Source organism: Phreatobacter sp., assembly GCF_022843985.1.
In the GTDB taxonomy this organism is placed as follows: domain Bacteria; phylum Pseudomonadota; class Alphaproteobacteria; order Rhizobiales; family Phreatobacteraceae; genus Phreatobacter.
In genome coordinates this window covers 54,732-67,865 of the sequence record NZ_JALHMP010000025.1, presented here as the reverse complement: position 1 = coordinate 67,865, position 13,134 = coordinate 54,732, and the positions used below count along the sequence as shown (strand labels likewise).

The 13,134-nt window shown below is 69.9% G+C and carries 11 protein-coding genes; 3 read left to right on the top strand and 8 right to left on the bottom strand.

Translation table 11 applies throughout. The features are described 5' to 3' along the window. On the top strand, positions 1 to 1,281 hold a 1,281-nt coding region (locus Q0C57_RS16380), incomplete at its 5' end, for a L,D-transpeptidase family protein (protein WP_296577693.1). 49 nt (positions 1,282 to 1,330) lie between these two features. Further along, positions 1,331 to 1,906, top strand: a complete 576-nt coding sequence (locus tag Q0C57_RS16375) for a hypothetical protein (protein ID WP_366937841.1) — start codon at positions 1,331 to 1,333, stop codon at positions 1,904 to 1,906. A gap of 166 nt (positions 1,907 to 2,072) precedes the next feature. Here Q0C57_RS16375 and Q0C57_RS16370 read toward each other — a convergent pair whose 3' ends face one another. Then, positions 2,073 to 2,504 (bottom strand): hypothetical protein, encoded by a 432-nt coding sequence (locus Q0C57_RS16370; RefSeq protein WP_296577690.1) that lies wholly within the window; start codon positions 2,502 to 2,504, stop codon positions 2,073 to 2,075. A gap of 4 nt (positions 2,505 to 2,508) precedes the next feature. After that, positions 2,509 to 4,182, bottom strand: coding sequence for a formate--tetrahydrofolate ligase (locus Q0C57_RS16365; protein WP_296577688.1), 1,674 nt, complete (start codon positions 4,180 to 4,182; stop codon positions 2,509 to 2,511). Between the two features lie 139 nt (positions 4,183 to 4,321). On the opposite strand from Q0C57_RS16365, the gene Q0C57_RS16360 reads away from it, so the two are divergent. Further along, positions 4,322 to 5,230 carry a 2-dehydro-3-deoxygalactonokinase gene (locus tag Q0C57_RS16360; RefSeq protein ID WP_296577687.1) on the top strand — a complete coding sequence of 303 codons (909 nt, stop codon included), beginning with the start codon at positions 4,322 to 4,324 and terminating at the stop codon, positions 5,228 to 5,230. Between the two features lie 243 nt (positions 5,231 to 5,473). Here Q0C57_RS16360 and arfB read toward each other — a convergent pair whose 3' ends face one another. The 6 genes from arfB to Q0C57_RS16330 form a co-directional block, all read right to left on the bottom strand. Then, a complete protein-coding gene (arfB, locus tag Q0C57_RS16355) occupies positions 5,474 to 5,902 on the bottom strand; it encodes an alternative ribosome rescue aminoacyl-tRNA hydrolase ArfB (protein ID WP_296577686.1) in 429 nt (142 codons plus the stop codon). A gap of 96 nt (positions 5,903 to 5,998) precedes the next feature. Next, on the bottom strand, positions 5,999 to 7,114 hold the full coding sequence (locus Q0C57_RS16350) for an enolase C-terminal domain-like protein (RefSeq protein ID WP_296577684.1): 1,116 nt from the start codon (positions 7,112 to 7,114) through the stop codon (positions 5,999 to 6,001). Then, positions 7,111 to 9,072, bottom strand: coding sequence for a TRAP transporter fused permease subunit (locus tag Q0C57_RS16345; protein ID WP_296577682.1), 1,962 nt, complete (start codon positions 9,070 to 9,072; stop codon positions 7,111 to 7,113). The genes Q0C57_RS16350 and Q0C57_RS16345 overlap by 4 nt, the downstream gene beginning before the upstream one ends. A 73-nt stretch (positions 9,073 to 9,145) precedes the next feature. After that, entirely contained in the window at positions 9,146 to 10,132 is a 987-nt protein-coding gene (locus Q0C57_RS16340; protein ID WP_296577680.1) for a TAXI family TRAP transporter solute-binding subunit, read from the bottom strand. 133 nt (positions 10,133 to 10,265) lie between these two features. Continuing rightward, positions 10,266 to 11,519 carry an FAD-dependent oxidoreductase gene (locus tag Q0C57_RS16335; RefSeq protein ID WP_296577678.1) on the bottom strand — a complete coding sequence of 418 codons (1,254 nt, stop codon included), beginning with the start codon at positions 11,517 to 11,519 and terminating at the stop codon, positions 10,266 to 10,268. A gap of 26 nt (positions 11,520 to 11,545) precedes the next feature. Then, the gene (locus tag Q0C57_RS16330) at positions 11,546 to 12,940 is read right to left on the bottom strand and encodes a M20 family metallopeptidase (protein ID WP_296577676.1); all 1,395 of its coding nucleotides are present in this window, start codon (positions 12,938 to 12,940) and stop codon (positions 11,546 to 11,548) included. Positions 12,941 to 13,134: the final 194 nt, after the last annotated feature.

The following is a 13,134-nucleotide window of genomic DNA, read 5'->3' as shown; positions in this document are numbered from 1 at the left end:
GCGCCACCGGCCCGGCCGCGGCCACCGCGACCGGCCCCGGCGCCGCGCGTCACCGCCATCTCGACCGATCCGCAGCCGACCTATGGCCCGCAGACGGTCGCCGTGACGCAGGCCGCCCTCGCCACCTATCGCCAGATCGCCCAGCGCGGCGGCTGGGGCACGTTGCCGACGACGCTCCGCCTGTCCAAGGGCCAGCGCGGGGCCGCGGTGGCCCAGCTCAAGCAGCGCCTCGCCATTGAGGGCGACCTGTCGCCCGCCGAGACCGGCAGCGACCTCTTCGACGACGCCACCGTCGCCGCCGTGCAGCGCTTCCAGCGCCGGGTGGGCCTGCTGCCGTCCGGACTGGTGGCGGCGGCGACCCTTCGCCAGCTCAACATTCCCGCTGAGGCGCGGGTCCGGGCCCTGGAGAAATCGCTGGAACGACTCGCCGACAGCCGCTTCGCCTTCGGCCAGCGCTATGTCGTGGTCAACATTCCCGCCGCGGCGGCCGAGGCGATCGAGGGCGGCGTCGTCCGCCGGCGCCATGTCGTCATCGTCGGCAAGGCCGCCCATGCCTCGCCGCTGGTCGAGAGCCGCCTGACGGTGGTGAACTTCAACCCGACCTGGACGATCCCGACCTCGATCATCAAGCGCGACATCATCCCGCGCATGCGCCGCAATCCGGCGACCCTCGCCAATATGCGCGTGCGCATCCTCGACCGCTCCGGCAACGAGGTGAGTCCCTCCGCCATCGACTGGTCGACCGAGCGGGCGGTCAATTTCACCCTGCGGCAGGATTCCGGACCGGGCAATTCGCTGGGACGGGTGCGCATCGACATGCCGAACACGGAAGCCGTGTTCATGCACGACACGCCGTCGCGCGGCCTGTTCCAGTCGGACAGCCGCTCGCTCTCGTCGGGCTGCGTGCGCGTCGCCGATGTCTCCGACTTCGTCACCTGGCTGCTGGCGCCGCAGGGCTTCACCAGGGAGCAGGTGGTGCAGGGCATGACCCAGACTCAGCGCCGGGACGTCAGGCTGACGCAGGCGGTGCCGGTGTCATGGGTCTATCTCACCGGCTGGGCGGCCCCCGACGGCACGGTGCAGTTCCGCGACGACATCTATGGCTGGGATGCGCCCGGCGCACCGCCGCAGGCCATCGTCCGGCCGGTGCAGCGGCCGGCGCCGCCGCCGGTCGAACTCGCCCCGCAGGTGCGGCAGGCTCCCCCGCCGCCGCCGAACCTCTTCGAGAGCCTCTTCGGCGGCGGCCAGCGGAGCGGCCCGTCGGCCGACGCGCGCTACTGAGCCGATGCCGCTCCCCAACCGGGTCGATCCGTTCGGGGGGATCGCGGCGGTGCCGGAGCGCGGCCTGTTTCTCGGCAATCGCGGCGGCCGCTTCCACCGCGACGATCGCACCATCGGCGCGCGGCCCTGGGCCTCGCGGCAGTGGATCTGCTGCGTCCTGTCGTTCAAGGGGCGCCGCCGGTCGCCGCTGATGGGCCGGGGCTATACCGAACTCTTCTTCCTCGACGAGGTGACGGCGCTGGCCGCCGGGCACCGGCCCTGCTTCGAATGCCGGCGGGCCGATGCGACCCGTTTCGCCGCGGCCTGGGCACGGGCGAAGGGCCTGGCGAAGCCGCCCAGCGCGCCGGAGATGGACGCGGTGCTGCATGGCGAGCGGCTGGAGGGGCGCGGGAAGCGGGTCCATTCGGCCCGGCTGGAGAACCTGCCAGATGGCGTGATGGTCATCAGGGAGGGTTTGCCGTTTGCCGTCAGAGGCGAGGCGCTGCTGCCCTGGTCGTATGCGGGCTATGGCGAGCCGGAACGGGGAGGCGCGGGCCCGGCCGAGCTGCTGACCCCGCCGATCATGGTCGAAGCCCTGCGCGCGGGATTTGCGCCTGTCTGGCACCCGAGCGCTGAACGACCTTGAGACGTAGTCGAATGGCACTGGGTCCCCTTCCCTCACCGCTTCACGGCTCGCCGGGGATGACATCGAGCGCCAGACTGTCATCCCCGGCGAGGCCGAAGGCCGAGGGAAGGGGATCCAGACCTTCTCTTGAACGCCCTCAGAACAGCCCGTGATCCCGCTATGTCAGTCAGGTGGATCGCGATCCGCCGGACACCACCTCCTCGAACGCTGCATCGAGATAGTGCGAGGCTTCCAAAGCGATGCCCAACCTGCCGAGGAGGGCAACGAACTCTGTCGGCCAAATGTAGGAGAACATCGCTAGGTCGGCGGGAACGGAAAGCGCGATATCAAGCCTGCAACGACTGCGGAACTCCGGTTCCTGAAGGCGCGACCCCGATCGCTGCACCTCCTGCTCGATCACCGCGATCAATAAACTGCAGACCGCCTCCAGCGAAACATCCATACCATCAAGGTCAAAGTCATAGACAAAGCCGGTCGGCGCATCAGGCGGTCCGTGAATGGTGATAGGCGGTCCCGGGAACGACGGCGGTTCGCCACGCCATCCCGTCGCATCGACCCTGAGAACGACCGAGAAAACACGTTTGCTCGTGTTCGCCATGCCCTCAGAACAGCCCCTCGATCAACCCGTCCGCACCGACATGGATCGCCTCGGCCGCCGGCAGCTTGGGCAGGCCCGGCATGGTCATGATGTCTCCGCAGATGGCCACGACGAAGCCGGCGCCGGCCGCGAGCCTGACCTCGCGCACCGGCACCGTGTGGCCGGTCGGCGCGCCGAGCAGGGTCGGGTCGGCGGAGAAGGAATATTGCGTCTTCGCCATGCAGACCGGCAGGTGGCCATAGCCCGCGGCCTCGAAGGCCTTGAGATCGGCGGCCGCCTTCGGCGCGATGGCGATGTCGTCGGCGCGGTAGATGCGGGTGGCGACGGAGAGGATCTTGCCCTCCAGCGACAGGCTGTCCGGATAGAGCGGCTGGAAATGGGCGGTCCCACCCTCGCAGAGCGCCACGACCTTGCGGGCGAGTTCCTCCGCCCCGGCGGCGCCGTCGGCCCAGTGGCGGCACTGCACCGCCTCGACGCCGAACTCGTCCCGGCAGATATCGGCAATGAGCCGGTGCTCGGCCGCGGTGTCGGTGGTGAAGTGGTTGATGGCGACGACGACCGGCACGCCGAAGGCCCGGACATTCTCGACATGGCGGCCGAGATTGACGATCCCGGCCCGCAGCGCCGCGATGTTCTCGCGGGCGAGATCGGCCTTGGCGACGCCGCCGTTCATCTTCAGGGCGCGGACCGTGGCGACGATCACCGCCGCGGCGGGCTTGAGACCGGCCTTGCGGCACTTGATGTCGAAGAACTTCTCGGCCCCGAGATCGGCGCCGAAGCCGGCCTCGGTCACCACGTAGTCGCCGAGCTTCAGGGCGGCGCGGGTGGCGATGACCGAGTTGCAGCCATGGGCGATGTTGGCGAAGGGGCCCCCATGGATGAAGGCGGGCGAGCCCTCGATGGTCTGGACGAGGTTGGGCTTGATGGCGTCCTTGAGCAGCGCCGTCATGGCGCCGGCGGCATTGAGCTGGCCGGCAGTGACCGGCTTTTTCTCGCGGGTATAGGCGACGACGATGCGGGCGAGGCGCGCCTCAAGGTCGGCGAGGTCGTCGGCGAGGCAGAAGCAGGCCATGACCTCGGAGGCCACCGTGATGTCGAAGCCGTCCTCGCGGGAATAGCCGTTGCCGGCGCCGCCGAGGCCGTTGACGATGGACCGCAGCGCCCGGTCGTTCATGTCGAGGGCGCGGCGCCAGACGATGCGGCGGGTGTCGATGCCCAGCGCATTGCCCCAGTAGACGTGGTTGTCGACCAGGGCCGCGAGCAGGTTGTGGGCCGAGGTGATGGCGTGGAAATCGCCGGTGAAATGGAGGTTGATCGCCTCCATGGGCAGGACCTGGGCCTTGCCGCCGCCGGTGGCGCCGCCCTTGGTGCCGAAGACCGGCCCGAGGGAGGGCTCGCGCAGGGCGATGACGGTGCGCTTGCCGATGCGGTTGAGGCCGTCGCCGAGGCCGACCGTCGTGGTCGTCTTGCCCTCGCCGGCCGGCGTCGGGTTGATGGCGGTGACGAGGACCATCTTGCCGTCCGGACGGTCCTTCAGCCCGGCGAGATAGCCGGCGTCAAGCTTGGCGATATGCTTGCCATAGGGCTCCAGCGCCTCGGCGGGGATGCCGGCCGCCGCGGCCACGGCGGCGATCGGACGAAGGGTCGCGGCGCGGGCGACGGCGAGGTCATGGGACATGGGTGATATCTGCGCTGGAGAAAGGCGGGCTTCGTGGTAGTGCGGACGGCGATTAAAGCGAGGCCGGCCGCGCATGCAAGGGGACAGGTCCTATGCGCAGCCATCACGTGACGGGACATCCATTGCGGAAGGAGACGCCATGGCCGAGGGCAAGCTGATCGGGGTCGACTGGGGCACCACGTCGTTCCGCGCCGCGCTGATGGATGGCGAGGGTGCCATCCTCGACCACGGGTCGAGCCGCGACGGGCTGCTGTCGGTTCCGGACAGGGATTTCGAGGCGGTTCTGGAACGCGCCATCGGCCGCTGGGACCCCGACGGTGGTCTGCCGGTCGTCGCCTCGGGCATGGTGACGAGCCGGACCGGTTGGGTGGAGACGCCCTATCTGCCCTGCCCGGCAGGTGCGGAGGATCTGGCAGGCGCGCTCGGGCGGCTGACGACCGCGCGGGGCCGGCGCGTCGCCTTCGTCACCGGCCTGTCGTTCCGCCACGCCGACGGCGCCCCCGACGTGATGCGCGGCGAAGAGACGCAGATCGCCGGGCTCGCCCTCGATGGCCTCCGGCTGGCGGTCATGCCCGGCACCCATTCGAAATGGGTGCGGATCGCCGGCGGGCGGATCACCGCCTTCCGCTCGGCGATGACCGGGGATGCCTTCGCCGCCCTGAGGGACCACACGGTGCTGAAACTCACCACGGCGGACTGGACGCCGTCGCCGGCAGCCTTCGCGCAAGGGGTCGCGATCGGCGCGGCAGATGGCGGCGCCGGCCTCCTTGGCAAGCTGTTCCGGCAGCGGGCGGGGAGCCTGATGGGGGACTTCCCGGCGACCGAGACCGCCGAGCGGCTGTCGGGCATCATGATCGGCACGGAGATCGCCGAGGCGCGGAGCTTCGCCCCGGACGTCGACGGTCCGGTGGTCATCGTCGGCGGCGAGGCGCTGGCGGCGCGCTATGCGGCGGCGTTCGAGGTTTTGGGCATGCCGCATGAGACGGCGCCGGTCCACTCCGCCTTCGCCGGGCAGTTCCGGATCGCGAAGGCGGCCGGGCTGGTGTGAGGGCGCGTCCTGCCCGGCATGAAGCTAGGATTATTGTCCTTGACAGCGTTGCGCTGGTTCGGTACGGTGCAGGCATGTTCGAGAGCTGCGCCTGAGGGCATCTTGAACCTTCTCGGCGCGTGATCCGGGGATCTCCGGCATCGTTCCCGCGACCTGCCCGGACGACGGCCAAAGGGTTGCCCTGCGTTATGGCCCTTGCGGCGGGGAAGGGTCAGCGGCCGTCCAGGGTCCGGGGAGGCCCCCTCACTCCATCCCGGGCTTGCCCTGCCGCATCTTCTTGACGCCAGAGCGCTTCTGCTTGCCCTCAAGCCGGCGCTCCTTGGAGGCACGGGTCGGCTTGGTGGCGATGCGGCGCTTGGGGCGGACCGCCGCCTTGGCGACCATGGCGACGAGGCGCGACAGCGCATCCTCGCGGTTCATGTCCTGCGAGCGGAAGCGGTCGGCCTGGATGACGATGACGCCCTCCTTGGTCAGCCGCGACCCCGCCAGCGGCACGAGCCGCGCCTTGACGTCGGGCGGCAGGGCCGCGGCGGCGAGGTCGAAGCGCAGTTCGCAGGCCGTCGAGACCTTGTTGACGTTCTGCCCGCCGGGGCCGGAGGCGCGGACGAAGGTGACGGTGATGTCGTCCGGGTTGAGAGCGATGGCGGGCGTGACGGCAATCGGATCGGCCATGGTCCCTCCGCTCTCCGGTGCGACGCCGCGGATCCGGCGCGAGTGTCGTCCTATACACCGCCGCGCGGCCGGGGGAACGTGCCGTCGGGGGGCGGCCTAGCCGCGCGCCTCCACCGTCGCGCCCTTCAGCGCCGCCTCGTCGACGGTGATGCCGAGGCCCGGCCCCGCCGGCAGCCAGGAGGCGCCGGCTTCGAGCCGTACCGGCGTTGCCAGGATCTCGGTGCCGAGCACGAAGGCCGAGGTGTAATATTCGGCGCCCAGCGTCATGGCCGGCGTCGATGCGGCGAAATGGATGCCGGCGGTCAGCGCGATGCCGGCCTCGTACATGGTGCCGCCATAGCAGGGCATGCCGGCAGCGCCCGCGATGGCGGCGATGGCCTTCCCCCTGGCGAAGGAGCCGGCCTTCATCAGCTTGATCGAGATGGCGTCGGCGAAGCGGGCACGGGCGCAGTCGACCGCCTCCTCCGGCGAGAAGACGCTCTCGTCGGCGAGGATCGGCGTGTCGATGGCGCGGGTGATCTCGGCCATGGCGTCGCGCCGGTCGCGGGCGACCGGCTGCTCGATGAAGGCAGGGCGGAAGGCCTCGACGTCGCGCAGCGTGCGGATGGCGTCGACCGCCGCGAGCCCCTGGTTGTAGTCGATGCGCAGCGAGGCATCGGCGGGGAGGATGGCGGCGAGCCGGTCGAGCCGGGTCATGTCCTCGGCATGGCTGGAAAAGCCGGTCTTCACCTTGAACAGCCGGATGCCCTCGGCGAGGCGGGCACGGGCGAAGTCGAGATCGGCGTCGAAATCGGGATTGGCGATGGAGACCGAGAGCGGGATGCTGGCGCGGAAGACGCCGCCGAGGAGTGCGGCGACGCTGATCCCCGCCGCCTGTCCGACGAGATCGTGCAGCGCCATGTCGAGCGCCATCTTGGCTTCCGGGTGGCCGACGATGGTGCGGTCGGCCTCGGCCATGATGCGGGCGAGGTCCGTCGCCGGGCGGCCGATGACGAGGGGCCTGAGATAGACGTCGAGGGCGGCGACAGCCGCTTCGGCGGTGCCGGAGAAGACCGACCAGGGCGCCGCCTCGCCCCAGCCGGTGCGGCCGTCGCGGGTGTGCAGCGAGACGACGACGCCCGGCAGCGTGTCGGCGACGTCGCCGACGCCATGCTTGCGGGTCATCTTCAGGGGCCAGCGGGTGAGCCGGACCTGCATGCGGTCGATGATCATGACGGCGAGGTTTCCCTGGCGAGGCGCGCCTCGGCGCGGGCATTGGCCTCATCGGCCAGAATGACATCCTCCCGCCCGGCGGCGCCCTTCTGGACGAGATAGAGGGCGAGGCAGACAAGAAGGGCGATGGCGAGGCGCCACCAGGCGCCCACCGCATCGACCAGCACCAGGGCGATGCCGATCGCCACCAGCGGCACCCGCGCCACCATGGGCAGCGGCGCGCGGAAAAAGCCGAAGAAGCCAGCGGCGACGATGCTCAGGGCGATCGCGTTGACGGCGAACTCGCTGACGAATTCGTGCCAGCTGTCCTGCATCAGCAGCGCGTTGGAATGCAGGTAGGAGAAGCCGATGAGGAAGCCCGCGCTGGCGAGGCGGAAGGCAACGACGCCCGCCGCCATCGGGCTGCAGCGGGCGATCGAAGCCGCGGCATAGGAGGCCACGGAGACCGGCGGCGTCGCATCGGCGAGAATGGAGAAGTAGAAGACGAACATGTGCGAGGCGAGCACCGGCACGCCGAATTGCTGCAGGATCGGCGCGCCGATGGCCGCGCCGATGATATAGGCGGCGGTCGTCGGCACACCCATGCCGAGGATCAGGACGGTGAGCGCGACGAGAAGCCCGGCGATGTAGAGGCTCGAACCGGCAAGGCTGGTGACGACGGTCGAGAAGGAGATGACCATGCCGGTCACGGTCAGGCAGGCGACGAACATGCCGGCCCCGGCGCAGGCCAGCGCGACGACCACCATGTTGCGCCCGCCGGCGGCCAGCATGCGCAGGATGTCGGCAGGGCCGAGCCATGTATGGCGCCGCAGCAGCGAGACGGGCCAGACCGAGACGACGCCCCAGAAGGCGGCGAAGGTCGGGGAATAGCCGGCCATCATCGTCCCGATCATGACGAAGACGGGGATGAGCAGGTGGATGTCGCGGAGCAGCTCGCGCCAGGTCGGGATTTCCGAGGGATCGCAACCGGCCAGCCGCAGCTTGCGCGCCACCAGATGAATGCTGACGAGGATCATGAAGAAATAGAGGACCGAGCCGGCCAGCGCCGCCAGGGCGATGGTCTGGTAGGGGATATTGGTGATCTCCGCCATGATGAAGGCACCGGCCCCCATGACCGGCGGCATGATCTGGCCGCCGACCGAGGCGGCAGCCTCGGTGCCCGCGGCAAAGGCCGGGCGGTAGCCGTTGCGGATCATGGCGGGGATGGTGAAGGAGCCGGTGGTGAAGACATTGGCCACCGAGGACCCGGAGATGGTGCCGAACAGGCCGGAGGACACTACGGCGACCTTGGCCGGCCCTCCCGCCTGGCGTCCGGCTGCGGCCATGCCGAGATTGTGGAAGAGGCGTCCCACCCCGGAACCCTCGATGAAGGCGCCGAAGATGATGAACATGGCGACCATGGTCGCCGAGATCCCGGTGATCGAGCCATAGACCCCGATCGAGTTGAACAAATACATCGTCTCGATGATCTGGCTCATCGGGATGTCGCGGAAATGCAGGATGCCCGGCATGTGTTCGGTGAGGACGAGATAGGCCATGCCAAGGGAGACCAGGGCGGCGAGGGCGGGGGCCACGGCGCGGCGCAAGGCTTCGATCACCAGGCCGATCGCCAGAACGCCGCCGGCGATTTCGACCGGGAAGACCGGATCGACCGTCTCGAAGCGCAGATTGATGATGGAGGCACAATAGGGGCCGCCATTGGCGCAGGCGAAGGAATAGAGGCTCGGAAAAACCGCGAGCAAGGACAGAACGCCGTCCAGAAGGCTCGGCCGATGCTTCGGCGAACCCGCCGTCGCCGGATAGAGGATGAAGGCGAGCGGCAGCAACAGCAGCAGATGGATCGACCTCTGCTCGCGCGGTTCGAAGAAGCCGAACCCGCCCGTCCACAGGTGAAAGAGCGAGGCGGCCACCGCCACGGTTCCGGCCAGCCAGAAGACCGGACCTCTCAGCTCGCGCATGGGTGCAATCCGCAGTCAGAAAGGAGAAAGGTCCGGGCGGATGGCCCGGACCTCGTCATCGTCGGCGGGGCGATCAGCCCTGCACCCAGCCGCGCTCGCGGTAGTAGCGCAGCGCACCGGGATGGACCGGCACGGGACGGTTGGCGACCGCGGTCTCGCAGCGATAGTCCTTCAGCGAGCCGTGAATGCGCGGCAGTTCGGGAATGCTCTCGCAGATCGCCTTGGTGATCTTGTAGACGATCTCCTCGGAGACGTCGGACGAGGTGACGAGCGTCGTCGCCATGACCAGGGTCTTGACCTCGCGGCTGCCCTGGAAGCGCGGATAGGTGCCGGCGGGAATGACGCCCGAGCCCATGCCGTGGCGCTGCTTGAAGGCGTCCATGACATCCTGGGGAATGTCGAGCAACTCGCCGTCGCGGCCGGTGGCCATGTCGACCACCGCCGAGCCCGGCAGGCCGAGGGCGAAGAAGGCATAGTCGAGCTGGCCGTCGCGATAGGCGCTGGCGAGGTCGGCATAGGCGGCGAGCTGGAAGCGCCAGCCGCGGGCGCGCAGGCTGTCATAGGTCTGGCCATAGACGGCGAGCAGCCAGCGCAGGGCGATCTCGTCGGTGGCGCCGTTATTGGCGCCGCCGAAGCGGATGTTGCGGCCCTCGCGGAAAAGGGTCGCGATATCCATGGTCTGGCCGGGGGCGCGGATGAAATGATAGGGCGTGTCGCCGAAGGACTGGCCGATCATGCGCAGCTTGTCGGCGGCCGGACGGCCCTGATAGGTGCCGGTGCCGGCTGCGGCCATGGCCGCGAAGATGTCGATCGACATGGCGAGCTGTGCCTGGCCCTGCTGGACCGCCACCGGATTGGCGGCGCCGCCGCCCGGAACGGCCTTGATCGTCATGCCGGGGATCTTGTCCTCGAGGAGCTTCGCCGCTCCCGAAACGATCGTGTACCAGCCGCCGCCGATGGAACCGCCGCGCCACTCGACCGTCTGGGCCGCGGCCGGCGCCGTGGCACCCGCGAACAGCCCGGCGGCCAGGCCGGCCGCCATGATGAACCGCTTCAACATCTCGCTCACACCTCTGGTTCGCGGGTCATGACGCCCGCCTGGGTGCGACTGTAGCCCGATGGTATTCCATGACAACGTCGAATTGTCGCATGACAGGCTTCGCCCTCGTCGGGGGCGCCGGCCCGTTACGGGCTCAGAAACGCGCCGGGCTGAACGGACCGATCGGGAGGCTCGCGGCAGCACCGGTGACGATCTCGGCGACGAGCCGCCCGGAGACCGGCCCGGTCGACAGGCCGATATGGCCGTGGCCGAAGGCGAAGACGACATGGGGGTGACGCGGCGCGCGCCCGATCACCGGCAGGCCGTCCGGGGTCGAGGGCCGCGCCCCATGCCAGGGCGCCGGCTCGACCGTCGCGCCGATCGCCAGCGTCTCCCGGGCATCGGCTTCGACGGCCTCGATCTGGGTCGTGTCGGGCGGCGCGTCGCGGCGGGCAAGTTCCACCCCGGAGAGCAGCCGGAGCCCGGCATTCACCGGCGAGACGACATAGCCGCCGCCGGTGTCGTGGATCGGCCGCGACAGCTTGTGGTCGCCGGCATCGGCGAAATGGCGGTGGTAGCCGCGCTCGGCGGCGAGCGGCAGGCGGTAGCCCATGGTCCGGGTGAGGTCATGGGCGGCGGCGCCGGCAGCGATGACCACGGTCTTCGCGCGGATGGCGCCGCCGGTCTCCAGAACGATCCTGGCGCCGTCGTCATCCTCCTCGACGGTGCGCGCGCGCGCCGCCACGAGAGTCGCGCCGCGCTCGCGGGCGGCCCCCTCATAGGCCTGCACCAGCCCGCCGGGATCGCGCACCGAGCCGGTCTCGGTATGCCAGACGGCCTTGGCGTAGCGCCGTTTCAGGGCCGGCTCGAATTGCGGCAGTTCGGCGCCGTCGATCACCTCGAAGGCGACCTTGTGCTGGGCCAGCAGCTCGCGCTCCAGGGCGCCGGAGGCGAAGGCTGCCTCGCTGCGGTAGAGCTTCACCCAGCCGCGCCGCATGATGAGATGCTGGGCGCCGATCTCGCCGGCGATGCGCCAGTGCTCGTCATAGGCGGCGGCGCAGAGCGGATCGAGGGCGCTCGCGGCGGCCCGCCAGGAGGTCTCGTTGCAGCGGCGGATGAAGGCGAGGAGCCAGGGTGCCACCGCCAGAAGCGAGCCGTAATCGACGCGGATGGCGACGTCGCGGTTGAGCGCGTAGCGCGGCAGTTTCTTCAGCATGCCGGGGCCGGCGACCGGGAAGAGCGAGCCGCGCGAGATGACGCCGGCATTGCCGTAGCTGGCGGCGTTTCGGATGCCGCCGGGATCGACCAGCGTCACGGTCAGGCCGCGGGCGAGGCAGGCGAGCGCCGTCGCCGTGCCGACCACGCCGCCCCCGACAATGGCGACATCGGGCCGCGTGGACGTGGTCATCCCGGCCCCCTGCCCTGCCGCTTCGCTCACCGCGCGACCTTCGGATGGCCGCCCTCGCCGAGGTCCCAGTAGAGGCCGGCCATGAGGCCGATGGCCTCGCGGATGAGGGCGGAGGGGACATGTTCGTTGGGGGCGTGCTGGGAGCAGCCGGGATAGGAATGCGGCACCCAGATGGTGGGCATGCCGATGATCTCGGCGAAAACGTCGTTGGGCAGCGATCCCCCGGCATTGGGGATCACCGCCGGCTTCTTGCCGGTGGTCGCGGCGATGGAGGCCGCCGCCCATTTCACCCAGGGGTGGTCGGGATCGGTGCGCGTCGCCTTGAAGGCGGCGTCACGGCCGGAGGAGACCTCGACATCGGGGAAGCCGTGGCGGACGAGATGGCGCCTGATGGCCGGGATGAAGCCGTCGGGATCGGAGCCGACCACGGTGCGGATCTGGCAGGTGGCCCTGGCCGAGGGAGGCACGGCGTTCTGCGGATTGCCGATGTCGCCGGCGCCGAAGGCCAGCACCTCGAAGGTGTTCCAGCCATAGACCTTCTCGGCGGCGGAGAAGCCCGGCTCGCCCCACCAGGCGTCGATCTGCGGGCCGCCGGGAATGCTCGCCGGCGCGATGTCGGCGAGGGCGCGCTTGACCGAATCCGGCATGTCCTTCGGCAGCAGCTCGTGGACGCGGATCTGGCCGGTCGGCCCGATGATGGTGGCAATGGCATGGGCGAGGCGGATGGCCGGGTTCGACAGCAGGCCGCCCCAGTTGCCGGAATGATGGCCGCCCTCGCGGGCGTTGATCGCGAGGTCGATGCGGTAGCCGCCGCGGGCGCCGAGGCACAGGGTCGGGCGGTCGGCGGTCATACGCGGACCGTCGGAGCCGATGAGGATGTCGGCGAGAAAGAGTTCGCGGTTGTCGCGGGCGAGGTCATGCAGGCCGGCGGAGCCGACCTCCTCGCCCATCTCGATGAGGTAGCGGACGTTGAAGCCGAGCTTGCCGCGGGTCTTCAGCACGCAGCGCAGTGCCTCGATGTTGATGGCGTGCTGGCCCTTGTTGTCGACGACGCCGCGGCCGTACCAGGTGTCGCCGGTGTCATCGAGGGTCCAGGGGTCGCGGCCGTCCTTCCACTGGCCCTCGAGGCCGGCGATGACATCGCCATGGCCATAGCCGAGCACGGTGACGAGGGCCGGGTCCTCGATGCGCTCGGCGAGGAGGAAGGGGCCCTTGGCATTGGGGTGGGTCAGGATGCGGCAGGCAAAGCCCATCGATTCGAGCGAAGGCTGCATTTCCTCGGTGAGGTAGCGCGCCAGGTCCGCGGCGCGGGCCGGGTTCTGGCTCTCGGTCGGAATGGCGATGCGGCGGGCGAAGATCGCCTTCAGGCTGCCGTCGTCGAACATCTGGTGGGCGGCGGCGATGGCGGAGGCGCGGGTCATGTCAGTCTCTTCGCAGGAGGTATCGGCGGCAGATTAGCGCGGGTGGAGGCTTTGGCCATGGCGCATGCGGACAGGGTGGCATGCGCCGGCGGAACGCAGCCTCGCCGGCCGGGCCACGGAATGTCCCCTGGACTCTCCCCGCCCGGGGGAGAGGGGGAGAGGGAAGCGGGGCGGGACCAGAACCCGGCCCGCCG

Bases quoted from the DNA above. Each gene is read 5' to 3' on its own strand.
- Q0C57_RS16345 (WP_296577682.1), bottom strand. From the start codon at position 9,072: ATGCGCGAGCTGAGAGGTCCGGTCTTCTGGCTGGCCGGAACCGTGGCG.
- Q0C57_RS16335 (WP_296577678.1), bottom strand. From the start codon at position 11,519: ATGACCACGTCCACGCGGCCCGATGTCGCCATTGTCGGGGGCGGCGTG.
- Q0C57_RS16350 (WP_296577684.1), bottom strand. From the start codon at position 7,114: ATGATCATCGACCGCATGCAGGTCCGGCTCACCCGCTGGCCCCTGAAG.
- Q0C57_RS16365 (WP_296577688.1), bottom strand. From the start codon at position 4,182: ATGTCCCATGACCTCGCCGTCGCCCGCGCCGCGACCCTTCGTCCGATC.
- Q0C57_RS16340 (WP_296577680.1), bottom strand. From the start codon at position 10,132: ATGTTGAAGCGGTTCATCATGGCGGCCGGCCTGGCCGCCGGGCTGTTC.
- arfB (WP_296577686.1), bottom strand. From the start codon at position 5,902: ATGGCCGATCCGATTGCCGTCACGCCCGCCATCGCTCTCAACCCGGAC.
- Q0C57_RS16330 (WP_296577676.1), bottom strand. From the start codon at position 12,940: ATGACCCGCGCCTCCGCCATCGCCGCCGCCCACCAGATGTTCGACGAC.
- Q0C57_RS16370 (WP_296577690.1), bottom strand. From the start codon at position 2,504: ATGGCGAACACGAGCAAACGTGTTTTCTCGGTCGTTCTCAGGGTCGAT.
- Q0C57_RS16360 (WP_296577687.1), top strand. From the start codon at position 4,322: ATGGCCGAGGGCAAGCTGATCGGGGTCGACTGGGGCACCACGTCGTTC.